The following is a 19,989-nucleotide window of genomic DNA, read 5'->3' as shown; positions in this document are numbered from 1 at the left end:
GTGTGCTTACTTGGTGCGATTAATCACCACATAAGGCCCGATCTGTTCGACATCCCACAAACTTTGGTCTGCGAAAACCTCGGCGTTGAAAAATACCCCTTGATAGGCCACATTCGGGTTATTCGGGTACAGATCCACCGCGATGTGCGTCTTGTATTCCTCGTCGTTTTTATCGCCGCGGAAGACGAAAACATCCGGGCCCTTCCACTGCTCGTCCTCCAGAGCGGCGGCGAAATCCTGGGGGTCGGAAAGCTCTTCGAATGACGCTTCCGCCCAATGCTTGATGGTGTCGTTGCGCTCTGTGAATTGCCCCATCGGGTTGGCATAGTGCGAGGTGAAACCATTGAACCCATAGAACGGGTAATAAGACAGCAGTAGGTTTTCGTCGGTCAGCACAACCGTTTGCTGTGGGGAGTGGCCTGCAGCACCGAGCGTCGCGACGATCTTCTGGAAGTATTTCGCCGAACCTGGGGCGAATTGGTCGGCGCGTTCGCCGTAGCCGTCAGTGTCGGTATATGCGTGGTCAATTTCATCTTCGTTGGTTACGGAAATCTGCTGCGCATAGCCAATGCTGATTGCCACCAGTAGCACTGTGAAAGCGCCGGAGAGCTGGCGGGCGGACAACGTGAGCTTCCGAGACTCGAAAAAGCGCACCACCGCGGTGCGGTCGGCATCGGCGAAGGCGAAAAAGCCTGCGGTTGACAAGATCAGTGCGATCGGTAGTTCGATGCGGAAGCCCAGCAACGTGGAGCCCAACAACGTCATCAACATTGAGGCCAGCACCCAGCCGTAGAGCACGATGGTGGCGATTAACAACGGACGGCGCTTGCTGCGCAGCACCAAGTAGAGCAAGCCGAGCAAGCTAAAGAAGCCGAGCGCGGAAAACTCGAAAAATGGCAGCGGAACCTGCGTTCCTTCGGACGGCAGGAAGTGCTGAGCGACTGACGACGGTTTGTAGTCTGCCGTGGCTACCAAATACAGATATGGGCCCCATGAGATGGCAGCGATAGCCATAGAACCCAGCCCCATGACCGCCAGGCGGATAAACGGTCCGAGGTTGCGCCGGCCCGGTTGGCTGGTCCAGAAATAGTGGATGGTTAGCACAATGGTGATCAGCGCAGTCACGCCGACGAACAGCGTGTACATTGTGGCGGAAACTCCCAGGTAGACCGCCACACCAGCGACAGCCAACCAGGAGCCACGCACTGCGCGGGCAGCCATCACTACCGCCGGAGCTATACCCATGCCGACGATGGCAGCATAAGGTTCATCTGCCGCCATAGAAAGCGTCACCGCAGTATTCGCGAGCGCCAAAGTCGTCGCCAGGGGCAACGATCCGGTTAAGGCTTGCCACACGGGAACGAGCAGCGCGGCGGCCGTCGCCAAGGACACTAGCGCCCACGGCTGATAAACCTCCCAACCGGGCATATCCAGCAGGTTCGCCAAACGCCCGCCACCCCAGAACCAGCCCAGCGGGTAGTAAGTGGGCATATCCAGGTAATTCATGTCCTGGTGGCCAAGGTTGGTAGCGGTTCGGGTGAGGAACTGTGTGCGGAACAGCTGGTCTACTTGCAGGCCGTCAAGCCACAGGCGAGTTGCAGAAAGCGGAATACCCAGCGTAGCGATGGTCAGCCCGGCAGGCGAGAGGTAGCTGACCAGGTAAGTTAGCGCGGTATGCCATTGGGGCTGTGCGCGGTTGTCAGTTTTGCGCCACTGCCACAACAACACGGCCACCAGCACGAGCAAGCCGACCGCGAATGCGGTGGCCAGCGCGCGGGTGACCATGGAGGTATTAAAAGCCGGTAGATTCGTTCGATCCAGGATGATCCAGGCGACGAGTGCGACGACAAAACTGCCCAGCCCCGTGCAGGCTAGGGCCGTGAAAATCTGGGGCCGGGTGAGTTGGTCTGGTTTGTTCATTCAGGGTTTCTTGTCGGGCAGGCAGGAAGCTTAGAACGGCAGGCGACGGAAAATCGCCTGTGGGATGAACTGGAACGCCAGCGAGACGTAGCGGAACAGCGGGTGGACGAAGATATTGTCCTTGCCGTCTTTGATCGCCTCGACGGTGGCCTTGGCGACGTCGTCGACATTGACGGTCAGAGGGGCCTCGCCGGCTTCCGCTGACATCTTGGTGCGTACCTGGCCTGGGCGCACGACCAGCACGTTCACGCCGGAATCGCGCAGGGCTTCACCCAAGTTGACGTAGAACCCGTCCATGCCTGCCTTGGCGGCACCGTAGACGAAGTTGGAACGACGCACACGCATACCCGCCACCGACGACAACGCGACGATGGTGCCGTGGCCCTGCTGGCGCATTTTCTGGCCGAGTGCCACGCCCACCGACACTGGGCCGGTGTAATTCACCTGGGCCGAAGCCACCGCGGCTTCGTGGGATTGCCACAATTCTTCCTGGTCACCCAACGTACCGAAGGCAACCACCGCGACATCCACATCGCCGGCAGCAAAGGCTTCGTCCAGCACGGCTGGGTGGGAATCGTAATCGGTGGCGTCGAAATCAATGACGTTGACCTCGCTGGCACCGGCATTTTCCAGGGTGCGCTTGGAATCAGCCACGCGCGGCGAATCCTTGCGCGCAGCCAGAGTGACCTTGGCCGGGCCGGCCGACAGCAGCTCGCGGGCGATGCCGACGCCAATTTCACTGGTTCCGCCGAGCAACAAAATGTGCTGGGCTTGACCTACAGCATTCAACATAAAAATAGGGTCCTTAAAAATCTTTGGGGATTAGTGCAGCTTGTGGGCTTAGTGCAGTTCCAGACGACGCGACATATCCGAAGCGAATACGCCGGTCGGGTCAATCTGATTACGGGTATCCAACCACGACTGCATCTGTGGGTACATCTGGTGGAATTTCTCTGCAGAGGTGCGCGATTCCTTTGCCAAGTACAAGCGGCCGCCGAAATCCAGCACGCGCTTGTCCAACTCGTCCAAGAAGTGCCCCAGGCCCGGTTTGATGGGAAAGTCCACGCAGATATTCCAGCCCGGCATCGGGAAGGACAACGGAGCGCGGTTGCCTTCGCCGAAGAGCTTGAAGACGTTCAGTGCACTGTAGTGGCCCGAGGCCTGGATGGAACGGACGATGGACTTCAATTCACTCGTGGCTTCGCGTGGCACCACGAACTGGTACTGCAAAAAGCCGCGCGAACCATAGCCACGGTTCCATTCACCAATCAAATCCAGCGGCTGATAAAACTGCGTCAGGTTCTGCACCTGGTCACGGTATTCACCGGATTTCAGCCACCACGCCTGGCCGACGGCTTTCATCGTCAGTTTATTCATGGTGAAGTTCGGGAAAATATCTGGCACGGTCACAAGCTGCGGTGCGCTGAACTTCAACGGGTCCTTCGCCAGCTTCGGGGAAAGCTCTTTCAGTTGATCCAACGTCGCCAAGCTGCCGCGCGAAATCGCGGCGCGGCCTAGTTTCGGTTCCGGGCTGATGGCGTCGAACCAGGCCGAGGAATAGGTGTAGTTGTGCTCGGAGCCGTCGGCATGAAACTCGATGGTCTCATCAAAGTTGCTGGTCAAATCGCCATCGGCAATGAAAAACGCGGTTTCGGTTTTGGTCATGCGGATCGTTGCATGCACGATGATGCCGGTCAAACCCATGCCGCCAACCGTCGCCCAGAACAGCTCGCCGTCTGGATCATCCTCGGAACCTTCCGGCTTCAGCGTCAGGATCTCGCCACTGGCTACCAGCAGATCCATAGACACGACGTGATTGCCAAAAGAACCAGCCGAGTGGTGGTTTTTGCCGTGAATATCCGGCCCGATCGCACCACCGATGGTCACCTGGCGCGTACCAGGCAGTACGGGAACCCACAGGCCATACGGCAGGGCGGCCTTCATCAACTGATCCAGGGTCACGCCACCATCGACGACCACCAAGGCGGTGTCCGGGTCGATGGAATGGATCTTGTTGAAGCGCTGCATATCGATGACCAAACCACCCGCGTTTTGGGCCGGGTCGCCGTAGGAGCGGCCCATGCCGCGGGCGATGACGCCACGCTTGAGGTGGTCGGGCTTGTCAGCGTTATCGTCGGCAACCTGCTTGACGGCCGCGACGATGGTGTCGAGGTCTTCCGTGCTCAGAACTTGCGCGCGGGTCGGGGCCGTGCGGCCCCAGCCGTGCAGGGTGGCTTCGCTGGTGTGTAATTCCATAATTACTACTATAAGTCCATCAAATGGCGGATGGGGGCAGGCAACTCGTCCTGTGAGGTGATCGTGTCTCCGTCGTATTCGCGCAACAGGCGATAGACCTCGCGCCGGGAGGTGCTATCCAACATGGGAAGCTCCTCGGCGAACAGGCGCGTCATGAACTCATTGAGTGGCAGGTTGGTTTCCTGCGATGCAATATAAGAGCCGTTCAGACGGTCATTTTCGGCGTCATAGGAGTCTTTTTTCCGTTTTCCGAACATGCTTTAAGCCTACGTGTTCTGGCCTGCTCGTCTACCCTGGGGCGTATGCGCAGGCACAGCAACGTCGTGTATTTGCGGGAGCGGACTGTCATCGTGCGTGCCTCCCTGGTGCGTGACGATTATGAAATTCACCGCCATATCGGGGTCTCCGAATCCCTGGATTTGGCGGAGCTTGCCGACGTGTTGGCCACTTGTTTTGATCTGCGTGATGAGCAAACCCCCTGGCACTTCACGACGACGGGTCGCTTGCCGACGAGCTTGCGTGTAGAAACCTCCCGGCTCGACCCACAGCATCTGGTTGGTGAATACCTGGGCAGTGAGCACGCCGGTTTGAATTTTCACTGGGGCCTGTGGGTCTTTCAGCTGCAGACCGTGGAGACGTACCCGCGCGATAAGGAAACCCCGGTGGCGTTGTGCGTCGGCGGCTCGGGCTCGTTTTTGGGCAGTAAATTTGATCTCACCGCGATTAACGCGCAGTTGACGGGGCCGGATGCCATTGATCAGGTGTTGGCGGAGGTAAACCCGGAAGTCGGGGCGTTGATTCGCCGTTCCGGCGTGACGGATCTGGTGCCGTTGTTGCAGGCGATTGACGTGCGCCGAGAGTGCACGGTCGATGCACAGGTGCGCGCGGTTGGAACAGTTGCCGCTGGAAACCGAGCCGCGGCGTAGGGAAGCGTTTTGGGCTTGTGTGCTGGGACTTTCGTGCATGGGTGGGCCGGAAATGACCGACGAGATCGCCGGGGTGTTGTTTGCTGCTCTGGGAGATTCTGGGCAATCAGGCCAGACAGGCCAGAGCGCTCAGCCACGCCAGTTGTGCGCGGATTCGCTTGCCGTGTTGGCACAGTGTGTGGCGGCGGTGGCGCCGGTGGACCGGTTGGATGTGTATCGCGTGGTGTTGCGCGGTGCCGATGCTGCCGGTTAGGTAGGATCTGTGCAGTTGTTGTTTGCCCTTGCTGGTTTTGCCGTTGCTGGCAGATTGTTTGCCGAGAAAGTCGAGTGAGTTTCATGCCTAAGTTTTCCGCGGTGCAGGCGTTGCGTTCGTCGTCGGTGGATGATTCGAAGAAGCTGCAGACACAGTCGCTGAAATTCTTGCTCACGGGCATCGTCGCCGCGATCGTGGACTTTTCGTTGACGTGGATTCTGCAGATCGGCCTGGAAGCGTTGGCTCCGTTTTGGGCTCGTACCGTTGGTTTTATTTTTGGCACGCTGACGGCGTATTTGCTGAACCGCGCGTGGACGTTCCGGGCGCAGAAATCTTTCCGACGCTTCGCGGCGGTGGCGTTGCTGTACACGATGACTTATCTGATTAACGTCGGTGGTTCGCGCCTGCTTTTCGAGTTGTTTTCGGAAGTTTTCGGCTGGGCAGATTCGATTGCTCTGGCGGTTTCGTTCGTGATCGCGCAGGGTACTGCCACGGTCATCAACTTCTTCGTGCAGCGCCTGTTCATTTTTAAAAACGCTGAGCCGATTTAACGCGCAACCCCCAACGTCAGATTGTGAGGTTCCTTGATGGAGTCGATGGAATCAATGAAAAATACTTTGCAGCCTGCTCCACTTGACAAGATTTTTCTAGCTTATGTCAACCGAAAGCCGCTGGATAATATGGATATGAGGTGGGGTAAGCAGGTCCTAGCTGGCGCCAGTTTTAGTGAAAATGAGGTGTTGGATTGGATAGAAAAAGGTAAACAAGTTGAGCATGATATTTGGTATGAAGAATTAATCCTGGAAAATCCTCACGAAGTCTCCGGCACACCAAAAGAAGTTTTTGTGTATTTCAGTGGTATTACTTGCGAGGGCTGGGAGGAAGACTTTGAGTGGATGGATCCGGTGGGGCGTAGAGCCACTATTCCCATGAATTATGTGGGTGTGCCACGGCCTTGGCCAGCCCAAGCTGAAACCGGAGATGAATATGGTGACATAGTGTGGAATCGGCAGGATCTTCATCTTTGGAGGGTTCCGTGTCCTTGGATGAGTGCTTATCTTCTTGCCCCGTTTCCTCATGCCAGCACCCCGGATATTAACTACGGCAAACCTTGGACAGTCTAAATTAATCACGCTCCCGGCCTGGACAGCCGACAGCGGTGTCATAGCACCACCTGTAAAGCCCAGGTAACAGTTTTCTTAACCCTGAGGTCGACGGAAATCTTCCGTGCGTCCCCGATTATGCAATCGCAACCAGTTTTTAAAACCAGCGAAATCACGACGCTGCACCAAGAAGAACCACCCAAAGCGGGCGAATTCCTGCGGCAACAGCTTCTTCATTCCACGCTGCCACAAGATATAACCCCGGTTGCGGTAGGTGAAAAATCGCTTGCCTGGATTATCGGGAAATTGCGTGTGCATCTTGCCACCGAGAATCGGCTTGAACTCGTCGGCACCATCCGGGTGTAAATACGCCGCGGTCAGGCACGTGCCAAAACGTAAACCGGAATTGACCAGGCGGCGGTGGTATTCCACCTCATCTCCGCGGATAAACAGACGATAATCCGGCACTCCGATCTGCTCCATGGCGGCAGCCGAAATCAGCGCGCCGTTAAACAGCGAGGCGATGCCCGGCAAAAACTCGCCGTCCAACTCATCCACGCGCCGACGCCAAACCAGGCCCTGCCGCAGCGGAAAGGCCAGGCGCTGCGGATCGTTGATATTGCACACGACTGGGCTGACCTGGTGCAGCCCGTGGGATTCGGCCACGGAATACAGCTTGTCCAGCACGTGCCTATCGGCGGGGCGCCCGTCGTCGTCGGCACACCAAATGGCATCCGCGCCCAGCGCGAGGGCCGTGAGAAAACCATAAGCGAAACCGCCGGCACCACCGAGGTTCGTGTGGCTCGGCAAATAGTGGCCACGCTCGCCAGCTAATTCGTCGACAAGCGTTTCCACCGCAGCTTCCGCGCCATTGTCGACGACGATGATCCAGTCCACCGGGTGCGTTTGCGCAACCACCTGCTCAAGCGAGGCGCGCAATAATTCGGCACGCCGGTGGGTCACGATCACCGCGGCGGTCGTGCCTGTACGGTGCAGCGACGACGTAGAGGTTGGCTCTGGCGAAGCAGAATAAGCTGTCATGGAATCCATCCTATTGCTGAGGTTGGGGGTAACTCTGGAAGCGTTTAGCTCTGGAAACGCTTAACTCTGAAAGCGTCGTACCAGATCACGCACGTAATTACCGGCCTCGACGCCTTCGTAATCCTCGACGACGTCCTCCACGCGGCCCACGGAACGGATCTCGCCCTTGTCCACCCATAACGCCGTGTTGCACAACTGCGCTAAGAAATCGTTGGAGTGCGAAGCAAACACCAAAATACCGGCGCGTTTGACCAGCTCTTGCAGGCGCACGCGGGCTTTGGCCATGAAGGCGGCATCCACGGCGCCGATGCCTTCGTCGAGAAGCAAAATTTCCGGCTCAATAGAGGTGACCACACCCAGCGCCAAGCGCACCCGCATACCCGTGGAATAGGTACGCAGCGGCATGCGCAGGTAGTCGCCGAGCTCGGAGAACTCCGCGATCTCGTCCATTTTCTTTTCCATCTGCTTGCGCGACTGGCCCAAAAACAACCCGCGGATGATGATGTTGTCGTAACCCGAAATCTCCGGGTCCATGCCCACGCCCAAGTCAAAAACAGGCGCGACGCGACCACGAACATCGGCGCTGCCACGGGTGGGTTCATAGATGCCGGACAGCAGGCGCAGCAGGGTGGATTTACCGGCGCCGTTGTGGCCGACGAGCCCGACGCGGTCGCCTTCGCGCAGGTGCAAGTTGACGTCACGCAGCGCTTCGACGACGACGGTGTTGCTGGCGTTTTTGCCCAACGCGCCGCCGGCGGTGGACAGCATTGCCTTTTTTAGTGAGCGCGACTTGGCATCGAAGATCGGGAAATCGACGCAGGCGTTGTAAGTATCGATTGAGACCATGATGGAAACTCCTTAAACAATCCCGCAGGATGAAACCCAGCTAAATTAAACCCAGTAGCTAACGCGGAAACGCCAGCGCTTCATCGCCAGCAACGCCAGACCAAATCCGGCGACGGTGCAGCCCAGCACAACCCACCAGTGGTAGGCATCGACAGGCTGGCCGATCAGCGGGCCGCGGACGATTTCGAGGTAATGGAACAGTGGATTCAGCTCCACCAGGCGGGCTGGGCCTTCAATGCCGTCGCCGCCTTGTTCTTCCAGCGTGCGCACCGTCCACACGATGGGGGTGACATAAAACAGCAGCTGGGTCAGGGCTTCCAGCAGTGGGGCGACGTCACGGAAACGGGTGGCGACGATGCCGAAGAACATCGATACCCACGCGCCATTGAGCACCAGCAACACCAGCCCGGGAATCGCCAGCAGCAGCTCCCAGCCCAGGTGGCGCGGGAAGATGATGATCAGTGCGACCCAGATGATCATGTTGTGCGCCAGGAACAACAGCTGGCGCCACACCAGCCGGTAGACGTGCACAGAAATCGCGGCGGGGAGCTGTTTGATCAGCCCCTCATTGTCAATGAAGATCAACGCGCCTTCTTTCAGGCAGCCCGAAATGAACGTCCACATGATCAAGCCCACAGTCACGTGTGGCAAGAATTCCGCGGTGGGGATATCAAACAGCATGGAATACAAAAAACCCAGCGCAGTAGCCATAGCGCCGGTAGCAATGGTGATCCAGAACGGCCCTAACACCGAGCGTCGGTAGCGCTGCTTCATGTCCTGTAAACCCAGCAGCAGCCACAATTCGTGCTGCTTCAGGCCATGTGACAGATCGCGCCAGGCAGCCCCGAAGGTCATGGACTTAGACTGGGGTGCATCGCCGTCGGCGCCAGAGGTCATCCGGGCAATATCTTGGTCAAGCTGCGTTTTGTTCTCCTGCACAAGGGCAAACCTTAGCAGTTGCATGCTGGCTGGCGAGGCTACAACGCGCACCAGCCTGCCGTTATTCTTTGCGTGAGCTGGGAATTTCTTGGGTGACAGGCGCCGGCCAGGAGGATTGAATGCGCCGCAATTTTCGGTATACAGTATTAGCGGGCAAGGCAGAAGGGAGCTGAGACAGGCATGGCTTATGACGTCTACAGCGTGCGTGGTTTGTACACCACGCTATCTGAGGGCTGGACGTATCTGAATGCGCATGCCACTCCGCAGGTCCCGGAACGCGTGGCGGTGGGTGTTGCCCGCGCTTTCCGTAATGCCACCTCTGTCAGCACCGGCCCGACCGGGAGCCATTCGCAGCGCCAACATGCCGGGCGGCTAGAAGGCGATGTGTACATCGAGAATGCCCGTGGAGCCGTGGCGGATTTGCTGGGGGTGCGCGCTGATCGCGTCGTCCTGGGTTCGAGCCTGCCGGTGCTGTATCAGTCTTTAGCGCGGGCGATGGAGCCGATGCTCGCGCGCCGTGGCACCTCGGTGGTGTTGTCGGGTTTGGATGCTCCGGAGGTTTCTGCCCCGTTTTCTGGGCTTGTCGACGATACCCGCTGGGCCTTGCCGGATTTAGCCACGGGCGAATTGCCGGCGTTTCAGTATAAAGATCTTGTCGACGGCCACACGCGCTTTGTTGCACTGTCCGCCGCGCATGATTTGCTGGGCACGGTCGCGCCGGTCAGTGAGATCGTGGAGCACGTGCGTTCGCGTTCGCGGGCCTGGACGCTTGTCGACGTCTCCAGCATCGCGATGTACCGGCCGATCGTGGCTGATGACTGGGACTGCAATATCTTGGCTATCGACCTGGCGCAGATTGGTGGCCCGCAGCTAGCGGCGCTGGTCTTCCGCGATACCGCGATGTTTAAACGCATTGCGCCGATTGCACCGACACAAGACTGTGATACCTACGCGAAGCTGGAATCTCCGTTTTCTGCTGGTCTGGCCGGTGGCGTCAGCCCGGCGGTGGATCACGTGGCGCGGCTGGGCTCTGCGGCTGCTGGATCACGGCGCAAGCGTGTGCAGCAGTCCATGGCGGAGTTGGATGCGTACATGGCGCGGCTGACCAACCAGATGTATACGTTTTTGGGCACGTTGCCCGCCGCACACATCGTTGGTGTGACTGGTGAGGCCGCAGCTGGGTCGACGGCGGACCGGCTGCCGCGTTTGTCGTTTGCCGTGCACGGAGTACCGGCGGCGACGGTGCATCAACGCCTATTCGATAACGGGCTGGTGACGACCATCGCGCCGAACACCCCACTGTTGGAAAACATGGGGGTCGGCGAGATCGGTGGCGCGGTGACGATTTCCGCCGCACCGTTTAATACCGAGGCCGATATCGCGCACCTCACGCGCGTGGTGGCTTCGCTGGCTTAACTGTTCTGCGTGAGCACCAGCGTGCCGGTGACTTCGCCAGAGTCGAGTGCTTGGTGCGCGGTAGCGGCGTCGGCAAGTGGGTAGCTGGCGTGCCGGTGGTGGGTGATGGAGCCGTCGGCAAGCCAAGGCCAGACGTTGGCAACAGTTTCGCGCACGATCTCGGCTTTTGCCTCGGTGTCGCGGGAACGCAGTGTGGTGCCGAAAATACTTAGGCGATTAGCCAGCACCGCGCCCAGGTTGATCTCTTCTTTCGTGCCACCTTGCATGCCGATGATCACCAGCTTGCCGTCTTTGGCCAGCGATTTCAGGTTTTGCTTCAGGTATTTCGCGCCGATGATGTCCAAGATGACGTCGCAGGAGCCTTTCAGCTTGTCGACGAAATCCTCTTCTTTGTAGTTGATTAAGATATCCGCGCCGTATTTCTTGCAGGTTTCCAGCTTTTCCGCCGAGCCTGCAGTGACGGCGACTTTCGCGCCCAGTTTTTTCGCGACCTGAATGGCGAAGGTGCCGATGCCGCCACCGCCGCCGTGAATCAGAATGGTTTGGCCAGAGCGCAGGCCAGCCGTCATCACCAGGTTGGACCAGACAGTGCAGGCTACCTCCACGACAGAAGCAGTATCTTCCAGGGAATAGCCCTCTGGGATTGGCGTGAGTTGACCTTCGGACACAGCGACGTATTCCGCATAACCACCACCGGCGAGCAAGGCGCCGACTTCTTCGCCTACTAAGCGGCCGGTATCACCTGCGTCGACGATGGTGCCGGCGGCTTCCAGGCCGATGAGTTCGGATGCCCCCGGTGGTGGTGGGTATGCGCCCTTGGCCTGGAGTAAGTCCGCACGGTTCACGCCAGATGCTGCCACCTTGACCAGCACCTCGCCCGCGCGCAGGGTCGGCACGTCCACTTGGGTGAGTTCTAGCGACTGTGGGTCGTCGGCATCGGTTTGCACGATGGCGTGCATGGTGGCCGGGATAGTCGCGTCTGTGGTGGCTTTTGCAGTGTTGGTGGTTACATTTTTCTGGGACTTTTTCGGAGTCATAGAATTCCATGGTAGGTTAATGTCGCTGGAGGCGTGGCAGAGCGGCCGAATGCACTGGTCTTGAAAACCAGCGTGGGGAAACTCACCGCGGGTTCAAATCCCGCCGCCTCCGCCAGTGGAAATGCCGGTGGCGCCTGTTTTATTTTAGGTGCCACCGGTTGTTTCTATCTCAGGTGCTACCGATTGTTTTTATGTGCAATACCCTGAGCAAGAATTCGCCTGACTTGGCTTGGATTCCAGGCAAAGAAAAATCCCCGGGCATAACACCAAGGGACAGAGCGCTAGGATCTTGATTTTTTATTGGCGATAAAGAACCAGATTGCGCCTACGAGCAGTGCCGCGACTGTAAATCCGATACCGATTTCTTTTGATTTTTCCGCCGCGACATCGGCATAATTTTGTGCAGAAAAAGCTGGTGCTAGGACTAGGCAGTAGATCCAGCTACCGGCGATGACCGCAGCGAATGATCGAATGATTCTCTTGGGCTCAGTGAAGTTAGACATTGATGTTCTCCTTTCGGTCCTCCGCAAACCTTGGTGAAGTCAATATTGTCCGCAAACTGTGATGAAGTTAATGCTGATTTGACTTCATTGCCCTGTTGCGTTGTTTGTGCTAACGCTAAGATGCAGGGGCTTTACCAGGGCAGAACGGGGTGTGACTAGCGGTTTCATCTGCGCAGCGTCGTCACTTTATCCCCGGGCGCGTACCGGGGAGGTGATCATCGCGACGATGCTGCGTGCGAAAGCGAAAATTCCGGCACCGAAGGCAGCGGACCAAAAGCCGTCAATAGTAAAGGTAATGCCCCAGATATTGATTGCATTGGTGATCGCCCCAGCCAACCACAGGATCGCGATATTCACGAAGAAAGAAAACAGGCCCAGCGTCAGGCAATTGATCGGCGCGCCCACTGTGCGCACAAGTGGGCCGACGGTGGAGTTGACCAGCATGAACGCGATTGCGACGATACCCAGCGCGATAGCAGGATCGAAGGATTCGTCGACAAGCAGTTTATTCGGGCCCGTGTAATTCACGCCCGGTACCAGCCAAACAGTCACGGCGAGGGCCGCGGCAATGGTGATGATATTGAGTAGCAGCGCGAGCGCACGCATTATGCACGCACCTTCTTCCACGCGGTAAGCAAGGCGTCGGTCTCTTCTGCAGTGGTGGCGGTGATGCGCAGACCTTCGTCGAAAGCACGCACCAGAACCCCAGATTCAGCCAACTGTGCAGCCACTTCTTGTGGGCTGTCGTGTAAAGATTCGGCCGGAACCCACACGAAATTAGCGAAAGATTGCGTGAGCGCCAGCTCGTCGGCAAGCCGGTCGCGCTGCTGATTAGTTTCGGTGATGCGTTCGTTGAGCTCGTCGGCAGCCTCCAAAGAAGCTATTGCTGCAGCTTGCGCTACTGCGGACACGCTGAAGGGAATTGCCACTTTGCCCATCGTAGCGATGATTTCTGGGTTGCCGAAGGCATAGCCGACGCGCAAACCCGCCAACCCGTAGGCCTTCGAAAACGTGCGCAGGCCGATCACGTTCGGGTACTGCTGCACGGCTTCGGTGGCCAGCGGGGTGTTATCGGCGGTGTTGTATTCCACATAAGCCTCGTCTAGCGCGACGACGACGTCGGCGGGCACCCGGTCCATGAACTCGCGGAATTCCTCGGTGCTGATGGTGGTGCCGGTGGGATTGTTCGGGTTGCACACGAAAATCAGGCGAGTGCGTTCGCTGATGGCGTCGGCCATGGCAGGGAGGTCATTACGCAGCTCGCGCAAGGGGACCGGCACGGCAGTGGCACCGGTGACCTGCGTGAAAATCGGATAGGCCTCGAAGCTGCGCCACGGGAAGATGACTTCATCACCCGGCTGGCAGGTGATGGTCACTAGCTGCTGACACAATGCGGAAGAACCCGTGCCGACGGTGACGCTGGTTTCGTCGGCAAGCCCCAGATGTGCGGCGAGCTTCTTGCGCAGCTCCACGGCTCCCATATCCGGGTAACGGTGGGATTGCGCAGCGGATTCGGCGATGGCCTGGGTGGTGCTCGGCAGCGGTGAGTGGGCAGATTCGTTAGAAGAAAGCTTGACTGCATCCGGCATGCGCTTACCGGGGACGTAGGCGGGCAGTGATTCCAGATCTTCTCGCAACATGCGTGTAAGTGTAGTCTCATCTAGCGGGCGCACGGGATTAATTGCGCGAGGGCATGCTAACGGTTATGCTAGATCGCGTTGGAGATGTGCCAGAGTGGCCGAATGGGACTCACTGCTAATGAGTTGCCTGCTTAACAGCGGGCCGGAGGTTCGAATCCTCTCATCTCCGCAGCTTGGCCCCGGTAGGATTTTTCTTACCGGGGCTTTTGGCATCGCGTAATTTTCGGTTGCATGGCTCACGCTGGCCTGATCTATGCTTAGCGCATGAAAGCAGCTTTTCGCTTTGACGGCATTGATTTAGCCCGTGGCCTCGCCATCGTCGGCATGGTGTTTGCGCATCTGGGCCCCACCGGTTTTGATGGCGGGGTTGTTGCGGATTACACGAGCACCGCTTTTGCCGGCTACCCCTCGGCACTGTTCGCGGTGCTGGCGGGCGTTTCTTTGGGCCTTTTTCACGAGCGCGGGGCCGATGACCCTGTGCGCACGCGCCTGGCGACGCTGGTGCGGGGTGTGATTCTTTTGGTCGCGGGCACGTTGATGTCGATGGTGCAGTCCACCATCGCGATCGTGCTCAGCACCATTGCCGTGATTTACCTGCTGTTGTTCTGGTTGCCGCGCTGTAAAACCTGGGTGATTTCCGTGGTAATCGCGGTGCTGGCGGCGGTTTCTTCGGTGGGGTTTGTGCTGGTGGATCTCGTGCCATTCGGTTTTGAGTTGTTCATGCCGCCGTACCCGGTGCTGGCGTGGCTGACCTACGGTGCCGTGGGCGTTCTGGTGCACCGCTTCCTGGTGGGCAACACGAAGGCCCAGGCCATTGCGGTGGTTCCTGCGTTGCTGCTTGCGGCCGTGGGGTTTGTTATTCGTGTGAACAATGCCGCGGTTTTTCCGTATGACCCGCTTGCCGACTACACTGAGCCGCAGTTTGATAAAGAACCGCTTGTGCAATTGCTGTTGACGCAGAGCTTCGAGCCGCACACGGGATTGTTCGGTGATCTGTTGGCGAGCATCACCTGCGCCATCGCGGTGATCTGCCTGTGCTGCCTGTTGTGCCAGGTGCGCTGGGCGAATATTCTTGCCTATCCGTTGCGCGCGGTGGGTGCGATGGCCTTGACGACGTACGTCGCACACGTGTTTATCGCGGGCTTTTTCATGCTCGGTGGCATTCCGTTGGATGCGGGCAAGACTTTCGATATCAGCGGTACTGGCCCGGTGCAGTATTCGCGGGTTGAGCCCGCTGAGGGCAGCATGCATGAAAGTACGGAATCCGAAAGTGCAGCCGAAACTGACAAACCTGAGAAACCTGACGAAATTAACAAGCCTGCCAAACCCGACGAACCTGACCCGAGCTTTCAGCGTTACCAAAAAATTATTCAAGAAGCGGATACCTGGCAGGAATATGACGAGCTGACCGCGGAATTCTGGGATGGCAAGTCCAACGGCTGGGTTCTGGGTGACGACGAGTTTGATCCGGATGAGCTGGATGTGAAAGACGCTGGTCAGATCCATAATTGGGCCACCGCCGCGTGGAATGCCCTGGGGTTGATTGTGTTCGCGGCGGTGTGGAAGGTGTTTTTCCGACGTGGTCCGCTGGAATGGGTTGTGGCGCGGCTTATTAACAAAGCAGTGTTGCGTAAAGAGGTCAGCATGCAATAGGGTAGCCATACCTTAAAGATGGAGGTTGTATGCTCACGCCGGAAATATGTGCGCAAAGCCTAACCAGACGCATTCTGGGTGGCGCTGGCACGCTTTCACTGGTCCCGCTGGATATAGATGCCACCGTGTCTATCGCGGTAGCCGCCCACGGCTTTGACCACCATGGCCAGATGGTGATCGCCTGCCATGTCGACGATGTTGCCTGTCTTGGCGACGGGCGTGTGCGCCTGGACGGCATTAAGAAGGCCTTGGAGTTCAGTACCGACATCACTATCGCCAGCCTGCACGCCGTGGCAGAAGTGGAATGGCAAGCCGGCTGGTATGCGGCGCAAGACCTGGTGGAAGAACCCACCCCGTTTCTGCGCTTCGGAATCGTGACTTTGGACCACGCGCACCTGCACTGGCCCTGCGGCGCAAGCTTGGTGCGGATGGCGGAGCTACAAGACGGCGATGCACAGCGGGCCGCCGGGCAAGAGCGACTCGACGAGTTTGCCGCGCGTGAGGTACTCGATGTCGTCGGCAAGCGCCGCCTAGCCACCCTGCACGAAGAGGTGATGGCGGGGGTGACCGACGGATTGGTGCTTAGTGATCGGACCCAGCCCATGTGCCCGCACTGGAATGGGCAAGTCTGGGTTGCCGACGTGAACGAATGTGGATTCATGCTGATCGCGACGGGCGATGACCGTATGAGCGTGACCATGGTGGGTTTTGCCAGCCCGGCACAGGGACTGGTGAATTTTGAAACCGCAGTAAAAGCTGTGGCGGGCTAGCGGTAGCGTTGTACCAGCACCCCGGCAGGATTTTTGATAACCGCCCAACCGGTATATTCTAGCCGGAGCTTACTGGGTATACCGCATGCCCAGGGGTTTAGTCCGGCCTATAGAGGCGCTCAATAATCCTGTAAGGGAGGTGCGTTATGCACGATGCAGCAGTAGAAGCAATTGACGAACTAGAAGGTCTGCTGAGGAGTCATGACGACGTACCTCCGCGGGAGGCGCTGCGATTACGCAAGCTGCTGGACGAACCTCAGATCAAAGACATTGTTGCGCTGGTAGAACGCTCGAACGCCACCCGTGCGGCGGTAGTGCTGCGTCTGCTATCGCGGGATCGTTCCATCGCGGTTTTCGATGCTTTGGACGCTGCTCATCAGGCCGACGTGATTGGCGCGCTGGGCAATAAAGACGTCTATTCCTTCTTCGATGAGCTGGACCCGGATGACAGGGTTTCGCTGATCGACGAGCTGCCAGCGGAAATCGCCGACCGGCTGCTGAAGAACCTGGATAAAACCGAACGCGATGTCACCGGCGTCATCTTGGGCTACCCCAAGGGATCGATTGGCCGCCGCATGTCGCCAGAGGTGCCGGAAATCCATGAGGATATGACGGTAAATGAGGCCATGACGCTGCTGCGCAAAGAGGCTGATGACCTGGAAACGCTGTATTCCATTCCGGTGACGCGCCGGGATCGCCGCCTGGTGGGCGTGACTTCCTTGCGTGAGCTGTTCTTGGCGCATGGGGATCGCAAGGTGAAGTCTGTGATGGCGGATCCGATTTTTGCCCATGCGAACGACGACGCCGAGGAAACCGCGCGTTGGTTCTTGCCATTGGACTTGCTGGCGATGCCGATTGTCGATCACACTGACCGCCTGGTGGGCATTCTGACCTTCGACGATGCGCAGGACATCGTGGAGGAAGAAGACAGCGAGGACTCCGCCCGTGCCGGTGGTGCTGAGCCACTGCAGCAGCCGTACATGTCGACGCCACTGGTGAAGATCATGCGTTCGCGTATCGTCTGGCTGCTGGTGCTGGCTGTGTCTGCACTGCTGACAGTGCAGGTATTGGATGCTTTTGAAGGCACGTTGGAAAAAGCCGTGGTGCTGTCGCTGTTTATTCCGCTGCTGACCGGTACCGGCGGTAACACGGGTAACCAGGCTGCGACGACGGTCACCCGCGCGTTGGCGCTGGGCGATGTGCGAAAACGCGATATCGCCCAGGTTATGTGGCGTGAGCTGCGTGTGGGCCTGATGCTTGGCATCACCTTGGGCACGCTGGGGTTGGTCTTGGCGACGCTGGTCTATGGCTCGGATATTGGATTCGTGATCGGCCTGACGCTGTTGAGTGTGTGCGCGATGTCTGCAACCGTCGGTGGCGCGATGCCGATCGTCGCCAAGACCGTCGGCGCGGACCCTGCGGTATTTTCTAACCCGTTCATTTCGACGTTCTGCGATGCGACGGGCCTGATTATCTATTTCTTGATTGCGAAAACCATTTTGGGGATTTAGGCGTTGCTCATGGGTTAGGATTTAGGCACCCTAGCCCGTATGTCATAGATCAAGAAATGGACTCGTATGAGTACTCCTCACATACACGAGAGCACCTCGAAGGCCGAAGGCCAGGACTCCGAGGTTCGTGAGCGTCGCGAAACCACCCGCCAGTACACCGGCTTGCTCGTTGGTATTGCGCTGTCGGTTCTGGTGTATTTGATTTTTCCGTCGAATGCGGTGGAAACGCTGAGCCAATCCGCTGGTGCGGACCCGGAAGTTGATTACAATCTGCAGTCGTTGCGGTTGGTAGCCGCGGTAACGGTGCTGATGGGCAGCTGGTGGATGACAGAGGCCATTCCGTTGGCCGCGACCGCGATGGTTCCGCTAGTGGTGTTCCCACTGTTCCAGGTTGGCGAGTTTTCTGACGTCGCCACGCCTTATGCTTCGGCGACTATCTTCCTGTTCTTGGGTGGCTTCTTGATCGCACTCGGCCTGCAACGTTGGAACGTGCACCGTCGCATCGCGCTCATGGTGGTGTTGTTGGTAGGCACCTCGCCGAAGAAGCTGATTTTGGGCTTCATGTTGGCTACCGGCTTTTTGTCCATGTGGGTGTCCAATACCGCCACGGCCGTCGTCATGTTGCCCATTGGTATGTCGGTGCTGCAACTGACCGCAGACGTGGTTGGTGGCATGCGCAAGCAGGCGAAATTTGCTACCGGCTTGATGCTGGCCATTGCGTATTCGGCGTCGATTGGTTCGTTGGGCACCTTGATTGGTACTCCGCCGAACGCGCTGCTGGCTGGTTATATGAGCGAGGCGCACGGCTACACCATCGGGTTTGCACAGTGGATGATGGTCGGTATGCCGATCGCGGTGGTTTTCGTGTTCATCGCCTGGGCGGTGCTGGTGGCGGTATTCAAACCAGAGATGACGGAAATCCCTGGTGGCCGTGAGCTGATTAAAAAAGAGCTGCACGAGATGGGCAAGTGGACCGGCCCGCAGATCGGCGTCAGCATCATCTTTGTGTTGGCTGCGGTGTCGTGGATTCTAGTGCCGCTGATTTTAGATCAGTGGCTAGAAATTGAAACCGGCTACGAGGACGCCATCGTCGGTATCGCTGCAGGCCTGCTGATGTTTGCTCTCCCGGCAGATAAAAAGGGCACGCGCCTGATGGATTGGAAAACCGCGAACGAGCTGCCGTGGGATGTGCTGCTGCTGTTCGGTGGTGGTCTGGCGTTGTCGTCCATGTTTACGAAGACGGGGCTGTCGCTGTGGATCGGTGAGATCGCCAAAGGGCTGGGCTCGTTGCCGCTGTTCCTGCTGATTTTCGCCGTCGCTGGTCTGGTGCTGATCTTGACGGAATTTACTTCTAACACGGCAACCGCGGCGACGTTCCTGCCGATCATGGGTGGTGTTGCCGTCGGCATTGGCCTGACTGCAAATGCCGAGCACAACGTGTTGGTGCTGGCCATCCCGGTTGCGCTGGCGGCAACTTGTGCGTTCATGCTGCCGGTGGCCACCCCGCCAAACGCGATTGCTTTCGGTTCTGGCTACGTGCGCATCGGCGACATGATCAAGGGTGGCGTGTGGCTGAACGTCGTGGCCGTGATCTTGACGACGCTGGTGGTCTACTTCGTTGCCATCCCAGTTTTCGATATCGTGCTGTAGTTGCATGGTAGTTGCCCGTAACCGGGCTTTAGCTGTGCAGTAATTGTTCGTTTTGGGCCTTTATGCTGGCGATTTGGTAAAAGCTGGAATGGTTAGTAGAGTATATTCTCGTTGCACAGGAGAGTGATCGAAAGATTTTCTCAAAGTGTAGCGGGAAGCGCCCGTAGCTCAACGGATAGAGCATCTGACTACGGATCAGAAGGTTGGGGGTTCGAATCCCTCCGGGCGCACACTTGTGAAGTCTCGAGACATCGTTCCTATTTCGGTGTCTCGAGATTTTCTTCGTTTTGGGGGTTCGTTTTCTAGATTTCACCGAGTTGGTTGCGGTGGTATTTTTTGGTTTTGTCTAAGTGGTATCGGCCCCAGATTTCGCCTGTGTGGGGGTTAATGGCGGTGATGTCGTTGTTGATGCAGATGAGCATGATTTCTTTGGTGCGGTGTTTTCTTCCGACGTAGAGTTTGCGCATGTTGCCGGCCCAGCGAAGGGTTACTTTTCCGTCGTTGTCGACTTTGTCTCGCCGTAGG

At 58.0% G+C, this 19,989-nt stretch carries 20 protein-coding genes, 3 tRNA genes and 1 pseudogene; 12 read left to right on the top strand and 12 right to left on the bottom strand.

Features of this window, described 5'->3' with window-relative positions:
- Positions 1–6: 6 nt before the first annotated feature.
- Genes O146_RS0109715 through O146_RS0109700 form a run of 4 tightly spaced genes read right to left on the bottom strand, consistent with a single transcriptional unit; the run spans position 7 to position 4,433 of the window.
- Positions 7–1,920, bottom strand: a complete 1,914-nt coding sequence (locus tag O146_RS0109715; protein ID WP_027018339.1) for a galactan 5-O-arabinofuranosyltransferase — start codon at positions 1,918–1,920, stop codon at positions 7–9.
- A gap of 30 nt (positions 1,921–1,950) precedes the next feature.
- The gene (dprE2, locus tag O146_RS0109710; protein WP_027018338.1) at positions 1,951–2,712 is read right to left on the bottom strand and encodes a decaprenylphospho-beta-D-erythro-pentofuranosid-2-ulose 2-reductase; all 762 of its coding nucleotides are present in this window, start codon (positions 2,710–2,712) and stop codon (positions 1,951–1,953) included.
- A gap of 48 nt (positions 2,713–2,760) precedes the next feature.
- Entirely contained in the window at positions 2,761–4,176 is a 1,416-nt protein-coding gene (dprE1, locus tag O146_RS0109705) for a decaprenylphosphoryl-beta-D-ribose oxidase (protein ID WP_027018337.1), read from the bottom strand.
- Between the two features lie 8 nt (positions 4,177–4,184).
- Positions 4,185–4,433: a hypothetical protein gene (locus O146_RS0109700; protein WP_021353564.1), complete on the bottom strand. Its 249-nt coding sequence runs from the start codon at positions 4,431–4,433 to the stop codon at positions 4,185–4,187.
- A 45-nt stretch (positions 4,434–4,478) separates the two neighbouring features.
- Here O146_RS0109700 and O146_RS11865 point away from each other — a divergent pair, with 45 nt between their 5' ends.
- From O146_RS11865 to O146_RS13055, 4 genes are all read left to right on the top strand, one after another.
- Positions 4,479–5,102 (top strand): hypothetical protein, encoded by a 624-nt coding sequence (locus O146_RS11865; protein WP_155896267.1) that lies wholly within the window; start codon positions 4,479–4,481, stop codon positions 5,100–5,102.
- Positions 5,103–5,154: 52 nt separating this feature from the next.
- Positions 5,155–5,355, top strand: a complete 201-nt coding sequence (locus O146_RS12260; protein WP_208853951.1) for a hypothetical protein — start codon at positions 5,155–5,157, stop codon at positions 5,353–5,355.
- A gap of 83 nt (positions 5,356–5,438) precedes the next feature.
- Positions 5,439–5,906, top strand: coding sequence for a GtrA family protein (locus O146_RS0109690; protein WP_023018545.1), 468 nt, complete (start codon positions 5,439–5,441; stop codon positions 5,904–5,906).
- Positions 5,907–5,942: 36 nt separating this feature from the next.
- Complete coding sequence (locus O146_RS13055; RefSeq protein ID WP_244266840.1) at positions 5,943–6,479, top strand: hypothetical protein; 537 nt, start codon at positions 5,943–5,945, stop codon at positions 6,477–6,479.
- A gap of 75 nt (positions 6,480–6,554) precedes the next feature.
- On the opposite strand, the gene glfT1 is transcribed toward O146_RS13055, so the two are convergent.
- Genes glfT1 through wzm form a run of 3 tightly spaced genes read right to left on the bottom strand, consistent with a single transcriptional unit; the run spans position 6,555 to position 9,242 of the window.
- On the bottom strand, positions 6,555–7,499 hold the full coding sequence (glfT1, locus tag O146_RS0109680) for a galactofuranosyltransferase GlfT1 (protein ID WP_051619388.1): 945 nt from the start codon (positions 7,497–7,499) through the stop codon (positions 6,555–6,557).
- Between the two features lie 60 nt (positions 7,500–7,559).
- Positions 7,560–8,345 carry a galactan export ABC transporter ATP-binding subunit Wzt/RfbE gene (wzt, locus tag O146_RS0109675; RefSeq protein ID WP_021353164.1) on the bottom strand — a complete coding sequence of 262 codons (786 nt, stop codon included), beginning with the start codon at positions 8,343–8,345 and terminating at the stop codon, positions 7,560–7,562.
- Positions 8,346–8,390: 45 nt separating this feature from the next.
- Positions 8,391–9,242: a galactan export ABC transporter permease subunit Wzm/RfbD gene (gene wzm, locus O146_RS0109670; RefSeq protein WP_152514631.1), complete on the bottom strand. Its 852-nt coding sequence runs from the start codon at positions 9,240–9,242 to the stop codon at positions 8,391–8,393.
- A 222-nt stretch (positions 9,243–9,464) separates the two neighbouring features.
- Here wzm and O146_RS0109665 point away from each other — a divergent pair, with 222 nt between their 5' ends.
- Positions 9,465–10,700 (top strand): aminotransferase class V-fold PLP-dependent enzyme, encoded by a 1,236-nt coding sequence (locus O146_RS0109665; RefSeq protein WP_023018540.1) that lies wholly within the window; start codon positions 9,465–9,467, stop codon positions 10,698–10,700.
- Here the strand turns inward: O146_RS0109665 and O146_RS0109660 are convergent.
- Positions 10,697–11,659: an NAD(P)H-quinone oxidoreductase gene (locus tag O146_RS0109660; RefSeq protein ID WP_027018333.1), complete on the bottom strand. Its 963-nt coding sequence runs from the start codon at positions 11,657–11,659 to the stop codon at positions 10,697–10,699. The two genes, O146_RS0109665 and O146_RS0109660, sit on opposite strands and share 4 nt — an antisense overlap.
- A 105-nt stretch (positions 11,660–11,764) precedes the next feature.
- On the opposite strand from O146_RS0109660, the gene O146_RS0109655 reads away from it, so the two are divergent.
- Positions 11,765–11,852: transfer RNA gene (locus tag O146_RS0109655), tRNA-Ser, on the top strand.
- A gap of 166 nt (positions 11,853–12,018) precedes the next feature.
- Here O146_RS0109655 and O146_RS0109650 read toward each other — a convergent pair.
- The 3 genes from O146_RS0109650 to hisC all read right to left on the bottom strand — a co-directional run bounded on the left by O146_RS0109650 (position 12,019) and on the right by hisC (position 13,880).
- Complete coding sequence (locus tag O146_RS0109650; protein ID WP_027018332.1) at positions 12,019–12,240, bottom strand: hypothetical protein; 222 nt, start codon at positions 12,238–12,240, stop codon at positions 12,019–12,021.
- A 186-nt stretch (positions 12,241–12,426) separates the two neighbouring features.
- Positions 12,427–12,846, bottom strand: coding sequence for a phage holin family protein (locus O146_RS0109645; protein ID WP_021353159.1), 420 nt, complete (start codon positions 12,844–12,846; stop codon positions 12,427–12,429).
- Positions 12,846–13,880 (bottom strand): histidinol-phosphate transaminase, encoded by a 1,035-nt coding sequence (gene hisC / locus O146_RS0109640; protein ID WP_027018330.1) that lies wholly within the window; start codon positions 13,878–13,880, stop codon positions 12,846–12,848. Before hisC ends, O146_RS0109645 begins: the two co-directional genes overlap by 1 nt.
- A gap of 80 nt (positions 13,881–13,960) precedes the next feature.
- Between hisC and O146_RS0109635 the strand changes: the two genes are divergently transcribed.
- From O146_RS0109635 to O146_RS0109610, 6 genes are all read left to right on the top strand, one after another.
- Positions 13,961–14,049: transfer RNA gene (locus tag O146_RS0109635), tRNA-Ser, on the top strand.
- A 95-nt stretch (positions 14,050–14,144) separates the two neighbouring features.
- On the top strand, positions 14,145–15,533 hold the full coding sequence (locus O146_RS0109630) for a heparan-alpha-glucosaminide N-acetyltransferase domain-containing protein (protein ID WP_027018329.1): 1,389 nt from the start codon (positions 14,145–14,147) through the stop codon (positions 15,531–15,533).
- A gap of 29 nt (positions 15,534–15,562) precedes the next feature.
- Complete coding sequence (locus O146_RS0109625; protein WP_021353156.1) at positions 15,563–16,303, top strand: hypothetical protein; 741 nt, start codon at positions 15,563–15,565, stop codon at positions 16,301–16,303.
- 146 nt (positions 16,304–16,449) lie between these two features.
- On the top strand, positions 16,450–17,814 hold the full coding sequence (mgtE, locus tag O146_RS0109620; protein WP_021353155.1) for a magnesium transporter: 1,365 nt from the start codon (positions 16,450–16,452) through the stop codon (positions 17,812–17,814).
- 66 nt (positions 17,815–17,880) lie between these two features.
- Entirely contained in the window at positions 17,881–19,464 is a 1,584-nt protein-coding gene (locus tag O146_RS0109615) for an SLC13 family permease (protein ID WP_027018328.1), read from the top strand.
- 157 nt (positions 19,465–19,621) lie between these two features.
- A tRNA-Arg gene (locus O146_RS0109610) sits at positions 19,622–19,694 on the top strand.
- Between the two features lie 72 nt (positions 19,695–19,766).
- Here the strand turns inward: O146_RS0109610 and O146_RS12895 are convergent.
- Positions 19,767–19,989, bottom strand: a pseudogene (locus O146_RS12895) (IS481 family transposase); the annotation flags it as partial.

It is taken from the genome of Corynebacterium pseudodiphtheriticum DSM 44287 (assembly GCF_000688415.1).
Classification (GTDB): domain Bacteria; phylum Actinomycetota; class Actinomycetes; order Mycobacteriales; family Mycobacteriaceae; genus Corynebacterium; species Corynebacterium pseudodiphtheriticum.
Note: the sequence above shows the minus strand (reverse complement) of the source record. Positions and strands in the feature narration are given on the sequence as shown.